This is a genomic window from Flavobacterium chilense (genome assembly GCF_001602525.1).
In the GTDB taxonomy this organism is placed as follows: Bacteria; Bacteroidota; Bacteroidia; order Flavobacteriales; family Flavobacteriaceae; genus Flavobacterium; species Flavobacterium chilense.
The window spans coordinates 1174544-1197328 of record NZ_LSYT01000001.1 but is presented as its reverse complement, the minus strand read 5'-3'; the positions used below and the strand labels follow the sequence as shown (position 1 = coordinate 1197328).

At 32.4% G+C, this 22785-nt stretch carries 22 protein-coding genes and 1 pseudogene; 13 read left to right on the top strand and 10 right to left on the bottom strand.

Annotated elements, in window-relative coordinates:
- The first annotated feature begins 62 nt into the window (after nucleotides 1-62).
- The 12 genes from porD to A4F88_RS04965 all read left to right on the top strand — a co-directional run bounded on the left by porD (nucleotide 63) and on the right by A4F88_RS04965 (nucleotide 12610).
- Nucleotides 63-947 (top strand): type IX secretion system protein PorD, encoded by an 885-nt coding sequence (gene porD, locus A4F88_RS05020; RefSeq protein WP_068841399.1) that lies wholly within the window; start codon nucleotides 63-65, stop codon nucleotides 945-947.
- A gap of 54 nt (nucleotides 948-1001) precedes the next feature.
- Nucleotides 1002-2654 (top strand): DNA repair protein RecN, encoded by a 1653-nt coding sequence (gene recN / locus A4F88_RS05015; protein ID WP_068841398.1) that lies wholly within the window; start codon nucleotides 1002-1004, stop codon nucleotides 2652-2654.
- Between the two features lie 108 nt (nucleotides 2655-2762).
- Entirely contained in the window at nucleotides 2763-3953 is a 1191-nt protein-coding gene (gene fabV / locus A4F88_RS05010; RefSeq protein WP_068841397.1) for an enoyl-ACP reductase FabV, read from the top strand.
- 122 nt (nucleotides 3954-4075) lie between these two features.
- The gene (locus A4F88_RS05005) at nucleotides 4076-5074 is read left to right on the top strand and encodes a glycosyltransferase family 2 protein (protein ID WP_068841396.1); all 999 of its coding nucleotides are present in this window, start codon (nucleotides 4076-4078) and stop codon (nucleotides 5072-5074) included.
- Between the two features lies 1 nt (nucleotide 5075).
- A complete protein-coding gene (coaE, locus tag A4F88_RS05000; RefSeq protein ID WP_068841395.1) occupies nucleotides 5076-5672 on the top strand; it encodes a dephospho-CoA kinase in 597 nt (198 codons plus the stop codon).
- Nucleotides 5673-5731: 59 nt separating this feature from the next.
- Entirely contained in the window at nucleotides 5732-7318 is a 1587-nt protein-coding gene (locus A4F88_RS04995) for a sensor histidine kinase (protein WP_068841394.1), read from the top strand.
- Between the two features lie 3 nt (nucleotides 7319-7321).
- Nucleotides 7322-8038: a response regulator transcription factor gene (locus A4F88_RS04990; RefSeq protein ID WP_068841393.1), complete on the top strand. Its 717-nt coding sequence runs from the start codon at nucleotides 7322-7324 to the stop codon at nucleotides 8036-8038.
- 526 nt (nucleotides 8039-8564) lie between these two features.
- Nucleotides 8565-9311: a hypothetical protein gene (locus A4F88_RS04985; RefSeq protein WP_068841392.1), complete on the top strand. Its 747-nt coding sequence runs from the start codon at nucleotides 8565-8567 to the stop codon at nucleotides 9309-9311.
- 3 nt (nucleotides 9312-9314) lie between these two features.
- Nucleotides 9315-10706: an RtcB family protein gene (locus A4F88_RS04980; protein WP_068841391.1), complete on the top strand. Its 1392-nt coding sequence runs from the start codon at nucleotides 9315-9317 to the stop codon at nucleotides 10704-10706.
- Nucleotides 10707-10718: 12 nt separating this feature from the next.
- Complete coding sequence (locus tag A4F88_RS04975) at nucleotides 10719-11333, top strand: hypothetical protein (protein ID WP_068841390.1); 615 nt, start codon at nucleotides 10719-10721, stop codon at nucleotides 11331-11333.
- Nucleotides 11312-12001 (top strand): peptide chain release factor H, encoded by a 690-nt coding sequence (prfH, locus tag A4F88_RS04970; protein WP_068841389.1) that lies wholly within the window; start codon nucleotides 11312-11314, stop codon nucleotides 11999-12001. Before A4F88_RS04975 ends, prfH begins: the two co-directional genes overlap by 22 nt.
- A 75-nt stretch (nucleotides 12002-12076) precedes the next feature.
- The gene (locus A4F88_RS04965; protein ID WP_068841388.1) at nucleotides 12077-12610 is read left to right on the top strand and encodes a hypothetical protein; all 534 of its coding nucleotides are present in this window, start codon (nucleotides 12077-12079) and stop codon (nucleotides 12608-12610) included.
- A 207-nt stretch (nucleotides 12611-12817) separates the two neighbouring features.
- Here A4F88_RS04965 and A4F88_RS04960 read toward each other — a convergent pair whose 3' ends face one another.
- The 8 genes and pseudogenes from A4F88_RS04960 to A4F88_RS04925 form a co-directional block, all read right to left on the bottom strand.
- Nucleotides 12818-13564: an acyl-[acyl-carrier-protein] thioesterase gene (locus A4F88_RS04960; RefSeq protein ID WP_068841387.1), complete on the bottom strand. Its 747-nt coding sequence runs from the start codon at nucleotides 13562-13564 to the stop codon at nucleotides 12818-12820.
- A 53-nt stretch (nucleotides 13565-13617) separates the two neighbouring features.
- Nucleotides 13618-14538, bottom strand: coding sequence for a tRNA (adenosine(37)-N6)-dimethylallyltransferase MiaA (gene miaA, locus A4F88_RS04955; RefSeq protein ID WP_068841386.1), 921 nt, complete (start codon nucleotides 14536-14538; stop codon nucleotides 13618-13620).
- A 154-nt stretch (nucleotides 14539-14692) separates the two neighbouring features.
- Nucleotides 14693-15531: pseudogene (locus tag A4F88_RS04950) on the bottom strand (ion transporter).
- A gap of 30 nt (nucleotides 15532-15561) precedes the next feature.
- Complete coding sequence (locus tag A4F88_RS04945; RefSeq protein WP_068841385.1) at nucleotides 15562-16923, bottom strand: exonuclease domain-containing protein; 1362 nt, start codon at nucleotides 16921-16923, stop codon at nucleotides 15562-15564.
- A 216-nt stretch (nucleotides 16924-17139) separates the two neighbouring features.
- On the bottom strand, nucleotides 17140-17397 hold the full coding sequence (locus A4F88_RS04940) for a four helix bundle protein (protein ID WP_245179029.1): 258 nt from the start codon (nucleotides 17395-17397) through the stop codon (nucleotides 17140-17142).
- A gap of 65 nt (nucleotides 17398-17462) precedes the next feature.
- Nucleotides 17463-18140: a YggS family pyridoxal phosphate-dependent enzyme gene (locus tag A4F88_RS04935; protein ID WP_068841384.1), complete on the bottom strand. Its 678-nt coding sequence runs from the start codon at nucleotides 18138-18140 to the stop codon at nucleotides 17463-17465.
- A gap of 15 nt (nucleotides 18141-18155) precedes the next feature.
- Nucleotides 18156-19043, bottom strand: coding sequence for a 3-hydroxyacyl-CoA dehydrogenase family protein (locus A4F88_RS04930; RefSeq protein WP_068841383.1), 888 nt, complete (start codon nucleotides 19041-19043; stop codon nucleotides 18156-18158).
- An 88-nt stretch (nucleotides 19044-19131) separates the two neighbouring features.
- Entirely contained in the window at nucleotides 19132-20097 is a 966-nt protein-coding gene (locus A4F88_RS04925) for a Gfo/Idh/MocA family protein (RefSeq protein ID WP_068841382.1), read from the bottom strand.
- A 211-nt stretch (nucleotides 20098-20308) separates the two neighbouring features.
- Here A4F88_RS04925 and A4F88_RS04920 point away from each other — a divergent pair, with 211 nt between their 5' ends.
- Nucleotides 20309-20950 carry a protein-L-isoaspartate(D-aspartate) O-methyltransferase gene (locus A4F88_RS04920; RefSeq protein WP_068841381.1) on the top strand — a complete coding sequence of 214 codons (642 nt, stop codon included), beginning with the start codon at nucleotides 20309-20311 and terminating at the stop codon, nucleotides 20948-20950.
- A gap of 31 nt (nucleotides 20951-20981) precedes the next feature.
- Here the strand turns inward: A4F88_RS04920 and A4F88_RS04915 are convergent, their stop codons facing one another.
- Together A4F88_RS04915 and A4F88_RS04910 are read right to left on the bottom strand one after the other, a co-directional pair.
- Entirely contained in the window at nucleotides 20982-21989 is a 1008-nt protein-coding gene (locus A4F88_RS04915; protein ID WP_068841380.1) for a helix-turn-helix domain-containing protein, read from the bottom strand.
- An 87-nt stretch (nucleotides 21990-22076) separates the two neighbouring features.
- A complete protein-coding gene (locus tag A4F88_RS04910) occupies nucleotides 22077-22718 on the bottom strand; it encodes a hypothetical protein (RefSeq protein ID WP_068841379.1) in 642 nt (213 codons plus the stop codon).
- Between the last annotated feature and the right edge of the window lie 67 nt (nucleotides 22719-22785).

Genomic DNA, 22785 nt, shown 5'->3' with positions numbered 1-22785 from the left:
GAATAGAAACCTGCAAGTATGAATAGTAATTCTATTTGTGCTAAATCAAATATTATCTTTGTATGAATAAACTAGTTACTCTTTTAGTATTTTTATCTTTTGGCTTTGTACAAGCTCAACAGTTAAATTGTACCGTGACTATTAACACTGAAAGATTACCCAATCCCAATCAGCAAGTTTTTAAAACACTTCAAACATCATTATCCGAATTTGTAAATAAAACAGACTGGACAGGTGCAGTTTTAAAACAAAACGAAAGAATCAATTGTTCGATGTACATTACATTGTCTTCTAATAGTTCAGATCAGTTTACGGGGACAATTCAGATTCAGGCTTCCCGATTGATTTACAATTCAACCTATTCATCTCCAATACTAAATTATAACGATAAAGATTTTAGTTTTAGATATACAGAATATGAACCTTTATTATTTAACCCAACTACATTCGAGTCAAATTTAGTTTCAGTTGTTTCTTTTTACAGTTATTTAATCCTGGCTATTGATGCAGATACGTTTCAGCCAGCCGGAGGAAGTCAGTATTTCGAAACAGCACAGAACATTGCAAATGTTGCGCAACAAGGAGGATTTAAAGGCTGGAGTCAGGCTGATGGAGTTCAGAATCGTTACTATTTGATCAATGATTTTGTTTCGCCAACTTATAGCGATTTACGTCAGGCTATGTACGTATATCATAATGGCTTAGATGGTATGAGCGACGATCTGAAAGCATCTAAAGAAAAAATTAAATCAGGAATATTGTTAATTGGAAAGCTAAATTCAGTGAAACCCAATGCATTTTTGACCAGAGTATTTTTTGATGCAAAATCAGATGAAATTGTTTCTATATTTTCAGGTGGACCAAGTATTCCGGTTACAGATTTGACTGATGTATTGAACAAAGTTTCGCCGTTGAATTCTACTAAATGGTCTCAGATTAAATTTTAATTGATTTTTCAATTCACTTTCTTTAAATAACTTTTATACTCACAAAATTTCCTTATGATAACGTCCTTGTCGATTAAAAACTATGCTCTGATTGAAAAATTAACTATAGATTTTTCAAGAGGTTTTTCTATAATTACAGGTGAAACAGGTGCAGGTAAATCTATTATTCTTGGCGCAATTGGATTAGTTTTAGGAAAAAGAGCCGACTTAACTTCGTTAAAAAATAAAGAAGAAAAATGTGTAATCGAAGCACATTTTGAAATTTCAAAATACAACCTAAAGGAATTTTTTGAAGCAAATGATCTCGACTATGAAGATGAAACCATCATTAGAAGAGAAATATTACCTTCAGGAAAATCCCGTGCTTTTATTAATGATAGTCCCGTAAATCTTCAGGAATTACAGGACTTAAGTTTGTTTTTGATTGATATTCATTCGCAACAGCAAACTCAGGAATTATCTGATGAGAGCGTTCAATTTAAAATTATTGATGCTATTGCTAATAATGCTGAAACCATTCAGTCGTATCAGGATGTTTTAAAAATATACAAGTCAGAGAAAAGCAAATTAAACGCATTGTTAAAAAAGCAAAGCGATTCAGGAAAAGAACAGGAGTATAATACTTTTTTATTGAATGAGCTGGTTACTGCCAAATTAAAATCAGGCGAACAGGAAGAATTGGAAGCTGATTTTGAAAAACTAAATAATGTTGAAATTATAAAAGAATCAATTGATAAGTCGCTTGCAATTGCAAACGAAGAACAATTTGGTGTTTTTCATAATTTAAATGAAATCAAAACGGCATTACAAAAAATAGCTCTTTTTTCACCAGAGTATCAGGCTATATTTGAAAGAATTACCAGTTTGGCTATTGAATTTGATGATGTTTCAAAAGAGCTGCAAAATTCTTCTGAAAAATTACTTAATGATCCTGAAAAATTAGAATTAGTAAGTCAAAAAATACAGTTGATTTATAATCTGCAAAAGAAACATCAGGTAACTACTGTAGATGAATTAATTGAAATTCAGGCTAATCTCGAAAGCAAATTGTTTGAACTTGATAATATAGAAGAAGAAATAGCGGCTTTATCAAAATCAATAGAAGAAAAAGTAGTTCAGTTAGATGCTATCTCGGATACAATACATGAAAACAGAACCAATGCAATTCCGGTTTTATCTCAAAAATTAGTTTCAATTTTAGAAACACTGGGTATGCCGAATGTTCGTTTTAATATGGAGCTTTTACCGTCAGAAACCTATTTCCAAAACGGAAAAGACGAATTACAATTTTTATTTTCTGCTAATAAAGGGACAGATTTCGGGTTACTTAAAAAAGTAGCTTCAGGAGGAGAAATGTCAAGGATTATGCTGGCTGTCAAAGCGATCCTTGCACAATATTCAAAATTACCAACTTTAATTTTTGATGAGATTGATACCGGGGTTTCCGGAGAGATTGCTATCAGGATGGGGGAGATTATGAAAGAAATGAGTACTACCATGCAAATTTTTGCTATTACGCATTTACCTCAGATTGCAGCCAAAGGAGATTCTCATTTTAAAGTTTCAAAATCTACAGTTGATGAAGATACACAATCAGAATTAAAGCTATTGTCTCATAACGAAAGAGTTACAGAAATTGCTCAAATGTTATCTGGAGCAGTCGTTTCTGATTCGGCTTTAAATCATGCTAAAGCCTTGTTGAACTAAAGAAATGATTTATATTTGTCAACTTAAAGCTAATTAAACAAACGTAAATAAATTGATCATTTATTCTATTTAAATGATTAATTGAAAAAACGAGTAAACAATAAAAATATGATTATAGAACCTAGAATGAGAGGATTTATTTGTTTGACAGCCCACCCAAAAGGATGCGAACAAAATGTTAAAAATCAAATAGAATATATAAAATCAAAAGGACCAATTGCAGGTGCAAAAAAAGTATTAGTTATTGGAGCTTCAACAGGTTTTGGATTAGCTTCAAGAATTACAAGTGCTTTTGGATCTGATGCTGCAACTATTGGAGTATTTTTTGAAAAACCACCAGTTGAAGGTAAAACGGCTTCTCCGGGATGGTACAATTCTGCTGCATTTGAAACAGAAGCTCACAAAGCAGGTTTATATGCAAAAAGTATCAATGGAGATGCTTTTTCAAACGAAATAAAAAGACAGACTTTAGATTTAATCAAAGCAGACTTAGGTCAGGTTGATCTTGTCATTTACAGTTTGGCTTCGCCGGTTCGTCAACATCCGGCAACAGGAGTTTTACACCGTTCAGTTTTAAAACCAATCGGACAAACTTTTACAAACAAAACAGTTGATTTTCATACTGGAAATGTTTCAGAAGTTTCTATTGCTCCGGCAAATGATGAAGATATTGCAAACACAGTTGCTGTAATGGGTGGTGAAGACTGGACAATGTGGATCGATGCTTTAAAAGCAGAGAATTTATTAGCAGACGGTGCTACAACAGTTGCTTATTCTTATATCGGACCATCATTAACAGAGGCTGTTTATCGTAAAGGGACAATTGGTCGTGCAAAAGACGATTTAGAAGCTACAGCATTTTCTATTACAGACAACTTGAAATCTATTGGAGGAAAAGCCTATGTTTCTGTAAACAAAGCTTTAGTAACACAAGCAAGTTCTGCAATTCCTGTGATTCCGTTGTATATTTCTCTTTTATATAAAATTATGAAAGAACAAGGTATACATGAAGGATGTATCGAGCAAATTCAGCGTTTGTTTCAGGACAGATTATACAATGGATCTGAAGTTCCTGTAGATGAAAAAGGCAGAATCAGAATCGATGACTGGGAAATGCGTGAAGACGTTCAGGCTCAGGTGGCTAAACTTTGGTTAGAGGCAACTACTGAAACTTTACCGGGAATTGGAGATTTAGCAGGATACAGAAACGATTTCCTTAATCTTTTCGGATTTGAATTTGCAGGAGTAGATTATAAAGCTGATGCAAACGAAGTTGTTGAAATTGAAAGTATCAAGTAAGCATAAAACAATATAAAACAAAAAACCATCAATCAAAAGTTGATGGTTTTTTTGTGAATATAACATATCTTTGTTAAAATTTTTGAATTTAAATATTGCCACTTTAATACGCATATTCCGTTATGATTTTTTCTTTAATTATACCCGTGTATAATCGCCCGGATGAAGTAGATGAACTTTTAGAAAGTCTGTCGAAATCTGATTATAATGAAGCCTTTGAGATTGTTCTTGTCGAAGACGGGTCATCCATACCATGTAAGGATGTAGTGATGACTTATCAGGGAAAATTGAACATCTCTTATTATTCCAAAGAAAATTCAGGACCAGGAGATTCAAGAAATTTTGGAATGCAAAGAGCAAGAGGTGATTATTTTATCATTTTTGACTCAGACTGTATTATTCCGCCAAATTACTTAACAGAAGTTCGAAAAGCATTAAATGCAGAATATGTAGATTGTTTTGGAGGACCGGATAAGGCATTAGACAGTTTTTCTAACATTCAGAAAGCTATTAATTTTGCTATGACTTCTTTTCTTACTACCGGAGGAATTCGTGGAGGTTCTGAGAAAATTAATAAATTCCAGCCCAGAAGTTTTAATATGGGAATATCGAAAAAAGCTTTTGAAGCATCTAAAGGCTTTGGAAATATTCATCCGGGTGAAGATCCGGATCTTTCGATACGTTTATGGAATTTAGGATTTGAAACCAGATTGTTTCCGGAAGCTTATGTGTATCACAAACGCAGAATTGATTGGGAAAAATTTGCTGTTCAGGTAAATAAATTCGGGATAGCAAGACCTATTTTAAACAGTTGGTATCCAGAGCATAATAAGTTAACTTTCTTCTTTCCATCAGTGTTTCTGCTAGGATTGTTATTAGCTTTTTTACTATTAATTTTCAATATAGATATATTATTACAATTATATTTTGTATATTTCGTTGTAATTTTTCTTACATCAAGTGTTCAGAATAAAAGTATTAAAATTGGATACTTATCTGTAATTGCAGTATGGAAACAATTTTATGGTTACGGAACAGGATTTTTAAAATCGTTTTTTAAAATAATTATTTTAAAACAAAAACCACAAGAAGCGTTTCCTCGTATGTTTTTTAAAGTATAATATGACTAAAGTTATTGGCTTAACCGGCGGAATAGGAAGTGGGAAGACCACAATAGCAAACTATTTCAAAGAAATGGGAGTTCCTGTTTACATCGCTGATGATGGAGCTAAAAGAGTAATGCAGTCAGAAAATATTATACAGCAAATAAAATTAACTTTTGGAAATTCTCTTTTTGAAAACAAAGTTCTAAACAGATCTAAACTGGCTGAAATTGTGTTTAATAATGCAGATAAACTGGCACAATTAAATGCTATAGTGCATCCGGCCGTAAAGCAGGATTTTGAATTTTGGCTACTGGAAAATAAGAATTTTCAATATGTGGTTTACGAAGCGGCAATTTTGTTCGAAAGTGGTCGTTATAAAGATTGTGATTTTATTATAACCGTTACTGCTCCAGAAGAAATTAGAATTGAAAGAGTTCTAAAAAGAGACAATACCACACGTGAACAAGTTTTAAGCAGAATGAAAATGCAATGGAATGATGAAAAACGAATTTCATTAAGCAATTTTGTAATTAATAACAGTAATCTTAAAATTGCTAGAGAAGAAGTTGTTAAAATTCTTAAAATTTTAAATATAAAACAAAATCAGTCTTAAATGTTAATATTTGGTTAATGTATTATTTAGTATATTGTTAAAATATTAATTTTGTTTCGATGAATAAATTATTTTTTAGAATACTTGTTTTACTGATGAGTTTATCCTTGATAGGGATCATTCTGGTTCAAGTATATTGGTTCAATTCGTCGTTTAAAAACAATGACGAGCAGTTTAAATACCACGTTACCCAAGTAATAGGAAATGTTGCCGATAAACTTGAAAAACAAGAAGAATATAGCTATTATGCAGACTATAATCATCTAAAAGAAAGTACAGGAAAAGCGCCTAAAAAAGAAGATTTACTTGAGGTTTATTATGTTCAAAGAAATACAAAAACAAATAAAACTATTGTATACTCCAATACCCTTTCTTCAGAAGATTACGGTGTAAATAATTCGTTATTTAATAAAAAGTTCTCCAGCGACAGATTTAAAAGCTTTAATTCAAAAAGAGTAACTGAAGTCTACAATAACAACAATGTAATTGATCAAAATTCTTTAAGTCAAAGTGTTATTCCTGATTTAAAAATTGAAAAATCCGGAAATTTAGATATTTTAAGTAAAGTTCAGAGAGAGATTTCTGTTAAAGACTTTGCAGATGCGTTGCCAATAGATGAAAGAGTTTCTAAAGAAAAGTTGCAAAATTTACTTAAAAAAGAACTTGCAGAATATGGTGTAAATACCAAATTTGAATTTGGAGTTCTTAATAATGGTTTACCAACTAAAATTAAGTCAGAAAGCTTTCATTATGATAAAGATGCCAGTTATCATGTGCCAATTTACACTGATAATGAAGGGAATAGCAAGTATGAATTATACATCACTTTTCCTCATAAAAAGAAGTTCTTACTATCAGAATTGTTGAGTATTACAATATTGTCAATAATTTTCACATTAATTATTATAGTTGCTTATACAAGTGCATTAAATCAATTATTACGTCAAAAACATATTTCTGAAATCAAAACAGATTTTATTAATAATATGACGCATGAGTTTAAAACACCAATTGCAACGATAAATTTAGCACTAGATGCCATTAGAAACCCTAAAATTATTGAAGATAAAGAAAAAGTTTATCGCTATCTTCAAATGATTCGGGACGAGAATAAAAGAATGCATGCCCAGGTTGAAAATGTGTTGCGTATTTCTAAATTAGAAAAAAGAGAACTCGATATCACAAAAGAACCAACAGCAGTTCATGAAATAATTGACGATGCAATTGAGCACGTAAACTTAATTCTGGAAGACAGACAAGGAACAGTCGTAAAACACTATAATGCCGTAAGAACAACATGTTTGATCAATGAAGTGCATTTTACAAACGTGCTGGTAAATATTTTAGAAAATGCTATAAAATATTCGCCTGATGTTCCTGAAATTGAAATTTTTACAGAAAATGTAAAAGACGTTATTCTGATAAAAGTAAAAGATAATGGTTTAGGTATGAGTAAAATAGCTCAAAAAAGAGTTTTTGAGAAATTCTATAGAGAGCATACCGGAGACTTACATAATGTAAAAGGACACGGATTAGGTCTTGCTTATGTAAAAAGAATAGTAGAGGATCACAATGGTCAAGTATATGTTGAAAGCGAAAAAGGAAAAGGTAGCACCTTTATAATAAAAATACCATTAATAAATTAAAATATGGAAAATAATAACAAAAGAATACTTTTAGTAGAAGATGACCTTAATTTTGGGGCAGTTCTTAAAGATTATCTAATGTTAAATGACTTTGAAGTTACTTTAGCTAAAAACGGTATGGAAGGTTTCGAGAAATTCAAGAAAGATGTCTATGACTTATGCATTCTTGATGTAATGATGCCTTATAAAGATGGTTATACTTTAGCCAAAGAAATTAGAGAAAAGAATAGCGAAGTGCCAATTATCTTCTTAACTGCAAAGTCAATGAAAGAAGATGTATTAAAAGGATATAAAGCCGGTGCTGATGATTATTTAAATAAACCTTTTGATTCAGAAGTTTTATTAATGAAAATCAAAGCTATTATTCAAAGAAAATCAGCTGATACAAAAGCAGAACAAGTACAATTTGAATTTAATATTGGTAAATTCCATTTAAATTCAAAACTTAGATTCTTAACTTTCCAGGATGAAGAGCCAATTAAATTATCTCCAAAAGAGAATGAATTGCTTAAAATGCTTATCATTCATGAAAATGACTTAATGCCAAGAGAATTAGCATTGACTAAAATCTGGAGAGACGATAACTATTTTACTTCAAGAAGTATGGACGTTTACATCGCTAAACTTAGAAAATACCTAAAAGCTGACGAAGATGTTGAAATTTTAAACATCCACGGAGAAGGTTTTAGATTGGTTGTAAAAAGCAAAGTTTCTGAATAATAAATTCACCTGCAAAATATAAGCTCTGAGAAATCAGGGCTTTTTTTATGCCTGCAAAATAGCTATAAATTACTATTGCTTAATGTTGTCATTTCGACAAGCAGAAATCTGGGCTATAGGTTTAGTTTTCAGAAAGATATTGTGTTTTTTTATAGTTTGAAAAGTACATGAATTTATTTTTTGATGAATTTTCTTTAAAATAAATTTGGAAAATCAAAAAAGTATTCTGAATATTTGCACACGAAAAAAATAATAACCCTTTAAAAACGAAGAAAAATGTTTGTACTTACATTGACATCACAAAGCTTCACACCAAACGAATTTGGTGCAGCGCTTCTTCGTGGCTTATTTCAATCCTAGAAATACATTTTTAGATATATAAAAGCCCGAAGACATTTAGTTTCGGGCTTTTTTTTATTCTAGACACTTCAAATTTTCCCGAAAAACCGATTTTATTATTTATCCTGTCAGGGATAAAATGTTTAAGCCTGTTTGGCTGTTAATTTAATGCACTATAATTTTTTTAATGCAAAATTATACGGTAGATGAGTATGCTTTATGTACTCGTTTTAAAAGTAAGAAAAGGAAAAAAAGATTAGTAAAACAAGATTTTGAAAAACAACTTATCCAGTTAAGAAAGCTCGAAGTCGAACTCTGGAAGAAACGAAGAGATTTACCATTAGTTCCATTAGCGAATCCTTATCAAAAAGGATGGCAACGAAATTTTATACTGAGAGAAGATGTATCAAGATCTAATGAAGCTGAATTTTACAGAACATTATTAGACAAAATAAATACATGGCAGTTTTCTTCTGAAAAATCTTTTAAAAGAAAGAAAAAGAGAAAAAGGAGAAATGTATATGTTGAAAAGTTTCAAACTGTAAAAGAATTTTTAGAATGGGAATGGAAAAGTCCAAAGTTGGGATTGACAGAGAAAGAAAAAGTACATTTTTATAAAAGGGAACGTTGGTGCAGCAATTTTAAGCGCTATAAAACTCATTATGTGTTCAACGAACCCTGGCGTTATGTACTTCGCGTAAGTCCGTATATGATCACACATACAAAGATGGTCGATTCAGATTTGGAAAGTGAAATCCAGCTTCTCGATAATTACATTACTAATCTTAATTTAAGATATAAGATAAACAAATTAGTAGATGGTTTTTCTCATCGTTGGAAGTATTATCAAAATGAAAATCCAAGAGAGCAAAATCCAATTAAAAATAAAAGTCTGCACCTATTGTACCAACAATATACAGACGAAATGATATAAATCATGGGAAATAAATTATCCGGAAAAGACCTGATTAAATTGGGCTTTCCAAAAAACAATTCAATAAATATCGCTTTAGGGCAGATAAACAGATATAGAAAAAGAGAGAAAAAAGAATCTATTCTAACAGAAGCAAAAGATGTACTGCTAAATCCTGAAAAATATGAAGGAAACGGTACCTGGGGTAAAGTAGCTGAGGGGTTGATAAATCCGGTTCAGGTAAGAATGCATCAGCTTAAAACGACCAGAGCACCTTTTACCATTTTTGGTGAAAATGAAATAGATCAGCAGGCAAAATTTCAATTATACGATTCGTTGAAATTGCCGGTTTCAGTTGCCGGAGCTTTAATGCCGGATGCACATTCAGGTTATGGACTCCCAATTGGAGGCGTTTTGGCAACAGATAACGCTGTAATTCCATACGGAGTAGGAGTTGATATTGGATGCCGAATGAGTCTTTCTATTTTTGATTTGCCGGCTTCTCATTTTAAAGGAAGAGAACATCAGCTGGAAGCAATTTTGAAGGACAATACTAAATTTGGAATGTATGAAACTCATGCTTCAAGAGTGGATCATGAAGTATTTTATAAAAGTGAATTTCAGGATATTCCATTACTGAAAAATCTTTTGCCAAAAGCCTATAAACAATTAGGAAGTTCTGGAGGAGGAAACCATTTTGTAGAATTTGGAATTGCTAAAATTGAAAATCCGGAGAACGAATGGAAGCTTGAAAAAGGCGAATATTTTGCTGTTCTTTCGCATAGTGGTTCTCGTGGTTTAGGTGCAAACATAGCGAAACATTATACCTATTTAGCGACAAAACAATGCCCGTTGCCTAAAAACGTACAGCATTTGGCCTGGTTAGATTTGAATACGCACGATGGTCAGGAATACTGGCTGGCGATGAATTTAGCTGGAGAATATGCTAAAGCCTGTCATGATGATATTCACAGACGAATTGCCAAAGCCATTGGAAAAAGAGTAGTGGTAACGATTGAAAACCACCACAATTTTGCCTGGAAAGAAATGGTAAACGGTCAGGAATGTATTGTACACAGAAAAGGAGCAACGCCTGCGGCAGAAGGTCAATTAGGAATTATTCCAGGCTCGATGACGGCTACGGGATATATCGTAAAAGGTAAAGGAAATACAGAAAGTTTAAACTCGGCTTCGCATGGTGCCGGACGTTTGTTTTCAAGAGCCAAATGCAAAAGTACTTTTACGCAAAGTGAAATTAAAAAGGTTTTGAAAGCTAATGATGTAACCTTGATTGGAGGCAATATTGACGAAGCTCCAATGGCTTACAAAGACATTACAAAAGTGATGGCGAATCAAAGTGATTTGGTTGAAGTTTTGGGAACTTTTACGCCAAAGATTGTTAGAATGGATCGCTAAAGAAGTAAAATTATGGAAAGATTTCAGGATGAGAATAAATGGCTAAGGAATTTTTACAATGAAGTTTTAGTAAGATGCCCAAAATGTGATAACAAGGCAACTTTGAAAGAAGTGCCTAAAAATTGTGAATGTGGAAATTGTACTGTAATGACTTTTGAGTGTAAGAAATGTTTTCACAAGATTGATGAACCTGTTTATCAATATAAGACTTTTGGGAAGCACTATTGTGGCAATTGTTTTGAAAAATTTGATTTAGAATCTCAGATCTTTAAAAAAGTCCCTGAAAGGTATAAAGTTAAATGCCCGCATTGCAATTTTCAGGAAGAAATACGCCCCAAGACTTATGCATTTAAAGTAGAACCTGAAAAGGATGGTTTAATACGTGATTGCTGGTATAATTTACCGCTTTGGTTTCAAAAAGAAGTCAAAGAAAATATTTTTTGGGCTTACAATCAAGAACATATAACGTATTTAGAAAGATACATTAAAGCCAGTTTAAGAGAAAGAAATAATAATGGAAGCGGCAATGGAACTATGATTTCAAGGCTTCCAAAATTTATTAAAGAAGCAAAAAACAGAACAAAGCTTCTTAAAATATTAGAAAAATGGAAAGAATCATTCAAATAACAGCGGGTCGCGGACCTGCAGAATGTACCTGGGTTGTTGCCCAGGTACTTAAAAAAGTTTTAGAAGAAGCACAAGATCAGAATTTAGATACTGTGTTACTGCAAAGAGAGGCTGGACAAGAAAATGGAACTGTTGAAACAGCATCTATTGCTGTAAAAGGTAAAAATGCTGACAATTTTGTAAATTCCTGGATTGGAACCATTCAATGGATTGGTCAGAGTCAGTTTAGGAAAATGCACAAACGCAAGAACTGGTTTATAGGGATTTTTGAGATTGAGGCGCAGAAAAATACATCGGTTTCTGAAAATGATATTCAATATCAGGCTATGCGAAGTTCCGGCGCCGGCGGTCAGCATGTAAATAAAGTAAGTTCAGCAATTCGTGCGACACATATTCCAACGGGAATTGCAGTTGTGGCAATGGACAGCCGTTCACAACACCAAAACAAAAAACTGGCAACAGAAAGGTTATTAAAAAAATTAGATGACGAAAAACTAATTCAGCTTAAAAATCACGTGGGCAAACAATGGGAAAATCAGCTGAATGTTGAGCGAGGAAATCCAGTCAGAGTGTTTACTGGAAGTGATTTTAAAAAGAATAAAGTTGAGAAAAGTTATAAAGGAACCCGTCAAAAACTAAAAAGCGATTTACGAAATGAGCATAATTAAAAACTTGGTCACAAAAAACAATGATGATATGCGAATTATATGTGACCAAAAAAATAATAAATATCGACACATAAAATGAAAACAACTGATAAATACCTTTTTCAGGCATTGGATAATTATCCGTTTTGGCTTGAAGGAACTATAGAATCTTTAGATTATGCTTTTTCTTATGATGATAAAAACACGATGGTTTTGTGTTTGTACGGAAGAATTCAGGCAGAACAATTAATGAACTATGAGGAAGCGAAATCTTATTTTCAACAAGCTTTGTCTATTAATATTCATGCGCTTGAAGTATATCCGTATTATTTAAAAACATTGATTTTAAATGAAGATTACAAAGAAGCACAAAAATTAATTGATTTTGCTTTAACGGTGAAAGGAATTAATAAATCTGAAATTTACATCAAAAAAGCCATTCTTTTAGAAGCTCAAAATGAGTTTAAAAAAGCATTAAAAGAAATTAAAAATGCCAAACTTCATTCGTTGCAATTCAATTACGAATCGGATATTTCTGATGTAGAGAAAAGAATTGAAGGCAAAATTGATTTGTTAAAGAAGAAGAAAAAGAAAAAATCTAAGAAAGATTCTAAAAAGAAATCGAAATGATTTTGATCAAAAAACGATGCAATTTGCATCGTTTTTTTTTTTTGTTTTTATCAAGTGTTGATATACATCAAGTTTGTCAATTTCGACGAAGGAGAAATCTCCACAAGAAGCTCTACAAAGATTGGACATGCGTTATGGAGTTACTAGCGAAGATTTCTGCTTCGTCGAAATGACAATATTGCGGAAATTAGCGCTAAAAAATACGGTTTATTTCCAATGCAATTCTAAAGCAAAACAAGTTTTTTCACCTTTGGTAATGCTGAATGTTGCTGTGGTATGATCATCGTCTTCACTTTCGTGAATCACTACATTGTCCTGAAGTGAAAGCTCTTTCATGAAATTCATTTCGAAGCTTTTAACTTCTTGTTTCAGGATTCTTTTTGGATCAACATGATCCAGGCACCATTCCAGATATTTTACGTTATTTACATGGTTTACAATGTCTAAATCAGATAGGTAAACTGTTTTTTCAAAAACAGCTTCTTTTTCATGATTGATGTTTATTTTGGAGAAACCTTCTTCAGTTGCTCTGTTTTCAGGGAATAATTCGAAATGTTCGTATGGAAGCGCCAAAGCTTCCGGACGACGAATTTGTGTGTTAAAAACAGCCCAATAGGTTTCGCAGCCTACAATTTTCTTTCCGTTAACATACATTTCCAATGCACGAACAGAACGTGAATTTTCTAAGCTGTTAATCCATGTTTTTACAGTTACAACATCTTGCCATTTTGGTAAGGCATGAACTTCTACGCGCATTCGGCTTAAAACCCATGCCTGATGAAATTCCTGCATATCGTAAAAACTAATTCCGCCAACTTCAGAATGTGCAGCAGCAGTTAATTGTAAAATATTACAGAGATCTGTATATTTTAAAAATCCGGCCGGTGTACATTGGGTGAAATTGATTTCCCAGTCTTTGCTTAAAACTGATGTGAAATTTGGAGATATTGGCATTTTTTTTATTTTTTTAGAGAAAAGAGTAAAGATTATAGAAAAAAGATTTGATTTTACTTTAGAAGATTTTCTATGTAATTTATAATTTCTTTTCTATCTGTTGCGTAATCAAACCATTTGGTTTTTTCGTTTCTTTTGAACCAAGTTAATTGTCTTTTGGAAAATCTTCGTGTATTTTTTTTGATTTCATCTATGGCAAAAGGCAAAGAGAATTCTTCGTCAAAATAACTAAATAATTCTCTATAACCGACGGTTTGAAGTGCATTTAACGCTTTATTAGGATACAAAGCTTTTGCTTCTTCGAGCAAACCTTCGTTCATCATAATATCAACACGCTGGTTGATTCGGTTGTAAATTATTTCTCTGTCTGCATCTAAACCAATTAAAACAGGAGTGAAGTTTCTATTGTTTTTCTTCTGGTTTAAGAAGGAAGAATACGGTTTTTGGGTTCCAATACAAACTTCTACAAAACGCATCATTCGCTGTGGATTTTGTAAAGTCTGCGGATTTTCTAAGGTTATTTTTTGATAATATTCCGGATCCAGATTTTTTAGTTGTTCCTGAAGATATTCAATTCCGAGTTTTTCGTAATTCGAATTTACTTTAGCACGAACTTCGGGATCAATTTCCGGAAATTCGTCGAAACCTTTTAAAATAGCATCAACATATAAACCTGAACCACCAATAAGAATGACAAAGTCATTGGTTTGAAATAGCTCTTCAATTTTAATCAAAGCTTCTTTTTCGTAATCTCCAACAGTATAATTTTCGAAAATTGATTTATTCTGAATAAAATGATGTTTGGCAGAACTTAGTTCTTCGGGATTAGGAACAGCGGTTCCAATGGTCATTTCTTTGAAAAACTGGCGACTGTCGCAAGAAACGATTTCGCATTTAAAATGTTGTGCCAAAGCAATACTTAAGGCTGTTTTGCCTATTGCTGTTGGTCCGACAATGGTAATTAGGTATTTCATATTGTTTTTAGCCCGGATGGAAATGAAAACCCCGGACTTATATTTGTTCGTTTTTTTTGGGATAAAAAAGCGACTTTAGAAGCTCTTTTTATGCCTTTAAAAAACAACAAAGATAAGGAGGAGTTGTAATGTACAGCCGGATTAGCTTCTAAATTTAATTATTAGGTAATGTTTTACCGCATTGATAGCAATATTTGGCACTGTCAAAATGAACTTGAGCATTGCATTTTGAACAGGTTTTTTGGTACTCACAGAGCTGTTTCTTAAACTGGTTTTGGCAAATTCAGCAGTTACAATTCCAGTAGGAACAGCTATGATTCCGTAACCCATAATCATTACAAGAGATGCTAAAAATTGCCCTAAAGGAGTAATTGGCGAGATATCTCCGTAACCTACTGTTGTTAGTGTTACGATCGACCAGTAAATACCAACCGGAATGCTGGTAAAACCACTTTCTTTTCCTTCAACAACATACATTAACGATCCGATTATTACAGCACTGATTACAACAAAATAAATGAAAACCAGTATTTTTTCCTTGCTTGCTTGTAATGCTTCTTTCAATTGAGCCGACTGATGTGAGATTTGTGGAATGTGCAGAATTTTGAATAATCGTAAGAAACGCAAAACCCTAACTATAGTAAGTACATTTGTTGCCGGGAAAAATATGGAGAGGTACATGGGTAAAATAGCCAGTAAATCAATAATTCCATAAAAGCTGAAAACATATTTAAGAGGTTTTTGAATAGAAATAACTCTTAAGATGTATTCTATCGTGAAAAATATCGTGATAATCCATTCGCAGATCAATAGCTGATTGTGATATTTTTGATTGATTCCTTCAACCGTATCCAGCATTACTAAGAGTACACTGAGGAGAATTAAGCCAAGAAGAACCAAATCGAACATTCTGCCCAAAATGGTATTGGTGCCGTAGAGAATGATTTTAGTTTTTTCTCTGAAAATCTCGTATTTTGATTTTCTGTTTTTCATATCAACCAAAATAATGAAAGTTTTAAATTGTTAGAAATGAAGGGTTTTAAGTGACTTGCTTTTACGGATATAATTTTGAATTATATTTTTAACATCACGGTTGTGCTGCATTGGGATTAAAATATTTTTCAGGATATCGATATTGGTAATCTGGTAATTAAGGTCGTAATAAGCGTAACCTTTGTAAATTCCGTTTTCGATTAAAATTGCGCTTCTTTCGTTTACATTTCGACCTCTGTCCAGTAAAATCATACTTTTGTTTTCAAAACTGTTTTCGGTAATAAATTGCTGTACTCGCAGGTTATAAACCTCTGGTGTAATTTCGCCAATGCATGCGCCATCACATTCTTTGATTTTATATTGAAAACATTCTTTTTTGGTGTGATACAAACCTGTTAGCTTTTGGCATAAATGGTATTTTGCAGTGAATTTAAAAAGTGCATTTTTTCCTTCCTGTAAAGAGGCAAATGAAGTAATTTCTTTTTTACGGCCATCAGCTTTTTCCAGCTTTAAGTTCATATATCCTTTAGCGTCTTTTTCAGCATATAAGGCATATTGAAAAATAGTCTTGCGTTGTGCGCGGTTGTATCTGGGTTTGTTTACTTTTATTTCTTCGCTTTCTTTTAAAAGAGCAATGAGTTCACTTCCGGTTTCATCATAGGTTATAGTGAAGACTTCTGCCTGAATTTTTTTGCTTTTTGTTGTAATTCCGGTAAAGTGCTGATTGATTCTTTTTTTGATATTTTGGCTTTTACCAATATATATCAAAGTACCACTTTCGTTATAAATATAATAAACGCCTGTTTTAGTTGGCATTTGTGCCAGAATATCTAAGAATTTTGGAGCAATTCCTTTTTCGACTTCTAATTTTATAAAATCTTTTACGATTGTTTTTTCTAAGTCTTTTTCTAAGAGCATTTTAAACAACTTTGTGGTAGCCATTGCATCTCCGCTGGCGCGATGCCTGTCTGCCATTGGGATACCAAGGGCACGAACCAGTTTGCCTAAGCTATAAGAAGGTTGTTCAGGAATTAATTTTTTTGCCAGTTCAACTGTGCAAAGGGTTTTGGCTTCGAAGTTGTAACCTAAGCGTCTGAATTCGGTACGTAGAATTCGGTAATCAAAAGAAGCATTGTGTGCGACAATAATACAATCGGTAGTGATTTCTATAATTCGTTTAGCAACTTCAAAAAACTTAGGAGCAGAACGCAGCATAGCATTATTGATTCCGGTTAATTTAACCACAAAGGGCTGAATCGGAATTTCGGGATTAACAAGACTAATGAATTGGTCAACTACTTCATATCCATCAAATTTATAGATGGCAATTTCAGTAATTCCTTCTTCATTAAACTGTCCTCCAGTGGTTTCTATGTCTAGTATTGCGTACATATTCAATGTCAATATCAAAAATCAATGACAATCACAATATTAAAGGCAATCATAAATTTCAATTTTGAAATATTGATTTTTGCCATTGATATTGATTTTTGAAATTGATATTGTTATTGAAAAAATTATTTTTTGTTTATTATCATTTTTGATGAAATTGCGATTAGTTGCTCTACTTCAATGAGAAGTTTGTTTCTTTTGTCTCCATCACCTTCTTTAATGTAATCCAGAATTTTTTAATGAGTTTCTGGATTCTTTTAACTCTTTCACAACTAATGAAACTTTGAAAACAAAGTCTTTGTCTGTTATGGTTCCTTGTGTTTCTCCAAAATTTAATGATGCACTTCCGGATGATCTAATTAATTGATTTTTATAGTATTCATTTTCAAATATTCTTTCTAATTGCCTTGAGAAGAAAATACATTCTCCTGCAAATCGAACTAATCTATTTTCAAAATTGAATATTTTTTCCATTCAAGGTATTAATTTTTAACTTTTATCATTGATATTGATTTTTGCAATTGATATTGATATTGAAATCAACGGCCCCCAAAAATACTGCTGCCAATGCGAACCATTGTACTGCCACATTCTATCGCAAGTTGATAATCTCCGGACATTCCCATTGAAATTGTCGAAAAATTATCCAATGTAGAGGTATTTTGTGATACTTCTTTTTGCTTTTGTATCGAATCAAAAATCGATTTTAAATGTATAAATTCTTTTTTTATCTGGTTTTGATCTTCAGTAAATGTTGCCATTCCCATTAGTCCTAAAATACGAATATTTTTCATCGCTTTAAAATCAGATGAAGAAATAAGTGCATTTAATTCGTTTTCGTCTAAACCAAATTTAGATTCTTCTTCGGCAATATATATTTGAAGAAGACAATCTATTATTTTGTTGTTTTTTAAAGCTTGCTTGTTGATTTCCTGTAATAATTTCAAGCTGTCAACTCCATGAATCAAACTTACATAAGAAGCCATGTATTTGACTTTATTTGACTGAACATGACCAATCATATGCCACTGGATGTCTTTTGGCATTTGTTCCCATTTCTCTGTCATTTCCTGGATTTTGTTTTCTCCAAAAATGCGCTGACCTGCTTCATAAGCCTGCATCAAATCGGATACAGGTTTTGTTTTTGAAACAGCAACGAGAGTTACATGTTCTGGTAAACTAGCTTTGATTGTATTTAAATTCGATTGAATCGACATGATGATATTTGTTTTTTATAAAAACTGCTTCGAGATTTTCTCTGCTTTTTTACTTTCACTATAATCATAAAAACCTTCACCAGATTTTACACCTAGTTTTCCGGCTCTTACCATATTTACCAATAATGGGCAAGGAGCATATTTTGGGTTTTTGAAACCTTCGTACATTACATTTAAAATAGCCAGGCAAACGTCAAGACCAATGAAATCAGCTAATTGAAGAGGTCCCATTGGGTGTCCCATTCCTAATTTCATTACCGTGTCGATTTCATAAACACCAGCAACTTTATTGTATAACGTTTCAATTGCCTCGTTTAGCATTGGCATTAAAATTCTGTTAGCAACGAAACCAGGATAATCGTTTACTTCAACCGGAGTTTTTCCAAGTTTTACAGATAAATCCATGATAATTTTAGTGACTTCATCGCTGGTATTGTAACCACGAATAATTTCGACTAATTTCATGATTGGCACCGGATTCATAAAGTGCATTCCTATAACACGTTCAGGATGTGCTACTACAGATCCGATTTGTGTAATTGAAATAGAAGAAGTGTTGGTAGCTAAAATAGTATTATGAGAACAAGCTTCATTAAGTTGTTTGAAAATATTAAGTTTTAACTCTACATTTTCTGTAGCGGCTTCAACAACCAGATCAACGCCAACAACCCCATCCTTAATATCAGTATACGTAATAATATTGGTGATAGTTTTGGTAACTTCTTCCTGAGTAATAGTTCCTTTGGTCAGCATTCGGTCTAAATTGGCTGCAATAGTTGCCATTCCTTTGTCTAATGATTTCTCAGAAACATCAATAAGTTTTACAACAAAACCACTTTGTGCAAATGTATGGGCAATTCCGTTACCCATTGTTCCTGCACCAATTACAGCTATAGTTTTCATTTTATGTTAGGTATTATATTTATGATTTAGCCACGAACTCACCAATTGATTCGTGAATTCGTGGCTAATTTATTTTTTAAACGTTCAATTATTTATCGAAACAATCAATAATCTGATATGCGACTCTTAAGGCATCAGTTGCCTGTTCAAGTGTAACAACAGGAGTTGTATCTGTATTAATAGCATTTGCAAATGATTCTAATTCGTCCAGAATGGCATTGTTTTGCTCCACATCAGGATTGGTAAAGTAGATTTGCTTTTTTACTCCTTCGGCATTTTGTAGTATCATATCAAAGTCTCCCGGAATTTCAGGAGCATCTTTCATACGTACTACCTCGCATTTTTTTTCTAAAAAGTCAACCGAAATGTATGCGTCTTTTTGAAAGAAACGAGTTTTACGCATATTTTTCATCGAAATTCTACTGGCGGTTAAATTGGCAACACAACCATTTTCGAATTCAATTCGGGCATTGGCAATATCCGGTGTGTCACTAATAACAGAAACACCACTTGCGTGAATGTCTTTTACTTTTGAATGAACAACACTTAATATTGCATCAATATCATGAATCATCAAATCCAAGACTACAGGAACATCTGTACCGCGAGGATTAAACTCAGCTAAACGATGTGTTTCGATAAACATAGGATTTTCGATCATGTTTTTTGTAGCAATAAACGCCGGATTAAAGCGCTCTACATGACCCACCTGACCTTTTACATTGTATTCTTTTGCCAAAGCAATAATTTCTTCGGCTTCATCAACAGTATTAGCAATTGGTTTTTCTATAAAGATATGTTTTCCTGATTTGATAGCTACTTTGGCACATTTATAGTGCGAAAGTGTTGGAGTTACAATATCGATTACATCGACAGCGTGGATTAATTTTGCAATTGTGCTGAAGTTTTTATAGCCAAACTCTTTTGAAATTCTTTCGGCATTTTCTTGATTTTCGTCGTAAAATCCAACTAATTCGTATTGGTCAGATTGTTGTAATAAGCGTAAATGTATTTTACCAAGATGACCAGCACCTAAAACTCCTACTTTTAACATGAGAATGTATTTTAAACAAAAATATAATTTATTTGTCGAAAGTAAAAATGAATTTAGCTAATTATGAATTGTGAATTGGGAATTATAAATTATAGGTAACGGCTTTTGACTTGCGACTTTTGGCTTTCGACTTTATTAATTTAATAATTAAAAATCAATATTTGATTTCCTATTTAGTTTCTTATTTTTGCCAAAATAAAACCTACCCATTTTGAAAGATACTGCCAAACATCAAGGACTTCGTAATCAATTAGTAAGCACTTTAGAACAAAAAGGGATTACTGATAAAGCAGTTTTGGATGCGATAAAAAAAATCCCAAGACACCTTTTTTTAAATTCAAGTTTTGAAGATTATGCTTATCAGGATAAGGCATTTCCTATAGGAGCTGGTCAAACTATTTCACAGCCGTATACCGTTGCTTTTCAATCGCAGTTGTTAGAAGTAAAAAAAGAACATAAAATTCTTGAAATTGGTACTGGTTCAGGATACCAAACAGCAGTTTTATGCATGCTTGGTGCTAAAGTTTTTAGTGTTGAAAGACAAAATGAGTTGTTTAAAACCACTTCAAATTTGTTTCCAAAATTAAATATTCGCCCTAAACACTTATCGTTTGGTGATGGTTACAAAGGGTTGCCTGGTTATGCACCTTTTGATAGTATCATTGTAACGGCTGGAGCACCATTTATTCCACAGCCTTTAATGGCACAGCTAAAAATAGGAGGCAGGCTGGTTATTCCGTTAGGAGAAGATGTTCAGATTATGACGTTATTAATCAGGAAAAATGAAACTCAGTTTGAAAAACATGAGTTTGGAGAGTTTCGATTTGTTCCTTTGTTAGAAGATAAAAATTAAAAAAGAAAGCCCGGTTAAATCTGGGCTTTTTTTATTTTGATGCTAATTCCAGGGCCCGGTTTAGATTTTCTTTTTCAATTTTAAGAATGTAGTTAATAAATATAGATTTATCATTCTTTATTTGAGTTTCCTCCAAAATAGAAAAATACTCACTTTTACTATTTTGATCACCTTCAGTTATGGCATACAAATAATTGTTTTGAAGTAAAATCCAATTTAATATTAAATTCGCCATTTGAAGATTTCCATTTTCAAAAGGATTGATCTCAAGTATTTTTAAATATGCTTCTGAGCCCAAAATGATAGGATGAAGATTGTTTTTATGTGTTTCATACCAATTGAAAAATAAATTCATTTCGCGTATAATTAATGAATCATTTTTATATTTTCCTGAATTTTCAGATTCGATCCCTTTAAAGATCAGATGATGTATTAAAAGAAAATCTTTTTCGTTTAAAGCTGTTTTCTTCTGACTTAAATCTTTAATGTATAATGTCACTTCCTGAAAATTAATTGCTTCAAGATGGTTCTGCATGCTTTTCCCTGTAATAGTAAGCCCGTCATTTATAACAGATTTAGTTTCTTCAAGTGTTAGAAAATTTCCGTTTAAATAAATGCTTTTAAAAATAAATTCCAGTTCTAAGTTTTTTGAAATTTGGCGCAATTCAAAATGATTAAAGGATTGGATTTTGTTTTTTAAGATTTCAATTTCATCCAGTATAGTTTGAACAGAGGATATGATGATAGAATTTATTTCCTTTTTGTTGTTTTGAATTTCTTGCTCTGCCAAAAGAAGGGCTTTTAATGCAAATTCTTCATCACCAATTTCATAAAGAATCTTTTCTTTAAGCCATGCAATCATTAAAGTTTCATAGTCAATTTCTAAAAGCTGTGCTAGTCTTGAAATTTGATCTTTAGTTGGTTTTCGTGTGCCTGATTCAAATTTACTAATCAATGCCTGATCGATACTTAAAAGCTGAGCTACTTCGCGGGTTTTATATCCTTTTTGTTCCCTGGCATTTTTTAGAAGCGATTTCATTTATAAATGATTTTTAATGTCTTGACAAATTTAGTCATTTTTAATTGTACAAAAAAAAGCAACATTTTAGGTGTTGCTTTGTGGTTTTTATTTTGGAGGTAACGAACCGTCTTTTCTCATTTCTTTAACTACAGCCTGCATAATTGCATCAACAGTAGATCCTAGATCTGTTACATAATCTGATTTTGTAGTTCCCGTCCAGATTAATTTATTTTCTTTTAATGAAAAAATATTGGTTTCAACCATATACGATGTCGTTTCCTGATAATATCCCGGATCGTAGAATGCAGGGGAGTACATTCCGTACCAGTTCCCAAAACCATAACCGTACATTCCGGAATAAATACCATCAAAACCCCCATAATAGATACCGGTATAACTTCCGGGTACATAAGTGGTCTCTTTTTCGGCACTCACTAAGCGCATAGTAATAACACCGTCAAAGTTTTCGTCTTGCAGGATTTTTAATTTTTGTTCCTGAGTAAGGTGTTTTACGGTTTCGTTCAGGTATTGATACGAAGTTTTAAATATTGGATTACTGGCGGCAATTCTGTTTTCAGCAACTCTTCTTGATGCTTCATCTTTTACTAATGCAACAACCAGAACTTTTTTGAAATGTTCCTGAGCAACTGTTATTTTAGGATCTCGCCAGCTATTAACAATAGAAGTGTTACTGCTACAACCTGAAATTGCCATAACGGCAATAAACAAAATGAAGTACTTTTTCATATTTTAAAGTTAATTGTTTCTATAAAATTAACGATAAAATATTAATAAACAATTCTTTACAATAAAA

Bases quoted from the DNA above. Each gene is read 5' to 3' on its own strand.
- porD (WP_068841399.1), top strand. From the start codon at position 63: ATGAATAAACTAGTTACTCTTTTAGTATTTTTATCTTTTGGCTTTGTA.
- recN (WP_068841398.1), top strand. From the start codon at position 1,002: ATGATAACGTCCTTGTCGATTAAAAACTATGCTCTGATTGAAAAATTA.
- fabV (WP_068841397.1), top strand. From the start codon at position 2,763: ATGATTATAGAACCTAGAATGAGAGGATTTATTTGTTTGACAGCCCAC.
- A4F88_RS05005 (WP_068841396.1), top strand. From the start codon at position 4,076: ATGATTTTTTCTTTAATTATACCCGTGTATAATCGCCCGGATGAAGTA.
- coaE (WP_068841395.1), top strand. From the start codon at position 5,076: ATGACTAAAGTTATTGGCTTAACCGGCGGAATAGGAAGTGGGAAGACC.
- A4F88_RS04995 (WP_068841394.1), top strand. From the start codon at position 5,732: ATGAATAAATTATTTTTTAGAATACTTGTTTTACTGATGAGTTTATCC.
- A4F88_RS04990 (WP_068841393.1), top strand. From the start codon at position 7,322: ATGGAAAATAATAACAAAAGAATACTTTTAGTAGAAGATGACCTTAAT.
- A4F88_RS04985 (WP_068841392.1), top strand. From the start codon at position 8,565: ATGCAAAATTATACGGTAGATGAGTATGCTTTATGTACTCGTTTTAAA.
- A4F88_RS04980 (WP_068841391.1), top strand. From the start codon at position 9,315: ATGGGAAATAAATTATCCGGAAAAGACCTGATTAAATTGGGCTTTCCA.
- A4F88_RS04975 (WP_068841390.1), top strand. From the start codon at position 10,719: ATGGAAAGATTTCAGGATGAGAATAAATGGCTAAGGAATTTTTACAAT.
- prfH (WP_068841389.1), top strand. From the start codon at position 11,312: ATGGAAAGAATCATTCAAATAACAGCGGGTCGCGGACCTGCAGAATGT.
- A4F88_RS04965 (WP_068841388.1), top strand. From the start codon at position 12,077: ATGAAAACAACTGATAAATACCTTTTTCAGGCATTGGATAATTATCCG.
- A4F88_RS04960 (WP_068841387.1), bottom strand. From the start codon at position 13,564: ATGCCAATATCTCCAAATTTCACATCAGTTTTAAGCAAAGACTGGGAA.
- miaA (WP_068841386.1), bottom strand. From the start codon at position 14,538: ATGAAATACCTAATTACCATTGTCGGACCAACAGCAATAGGCAAAACA.
- A4F88_RS04945 (WP_068841385.1), bottom strand. From the start codon at position 16,923: ATGTACGCAATACTAGACATAGAAACCACTGGAGGACAGTTTAATGAA.
- A4F88_RS04940 (WP_245179029.1), bottom strand. From the start codon at position 17,397: ATGGAAAAAATATTCAATTTTGAAAATAGATTAGTTCGATTTGCAGGA.
- A4F88_RS04935 (WP_068841384.1), bottom strand. From the start codon at position 18,140: ATGTCGATTCAATCGAATTTAAATACAATCAAAGCTAGTTTACCAGAA.
- A4F88_RS04930 (WP_068841383.1), bottom strand. From the start codon at position 19,043: ATGAAAACTATAGCTGTAATTGGTGCAGGAACAATGGGTAACGGAATT.
- A4F88_RS04925 (WP_068841382.1), bottom strand. From the start codon at position 20,097: ATGTTAAAAGTAGGAGTTTTAGGTGCTGGTCATCTTGGTAAAATACAT.
- A4F88_RS04915 (WP_068841380.1), bottom strand. From the start codon at position 21,989: ATGAAATCGCTTCTAAAAAATGCCAGGGAACAAAAAGGATATAAAACC.
- A4F88_RS04910 (WP_068841379.1), bottom strand. From the start codon at position 22,718: ATGAAAAAGTACTTCATTTTGTTTATTGCCGTTATGGCAATTTCAGGT.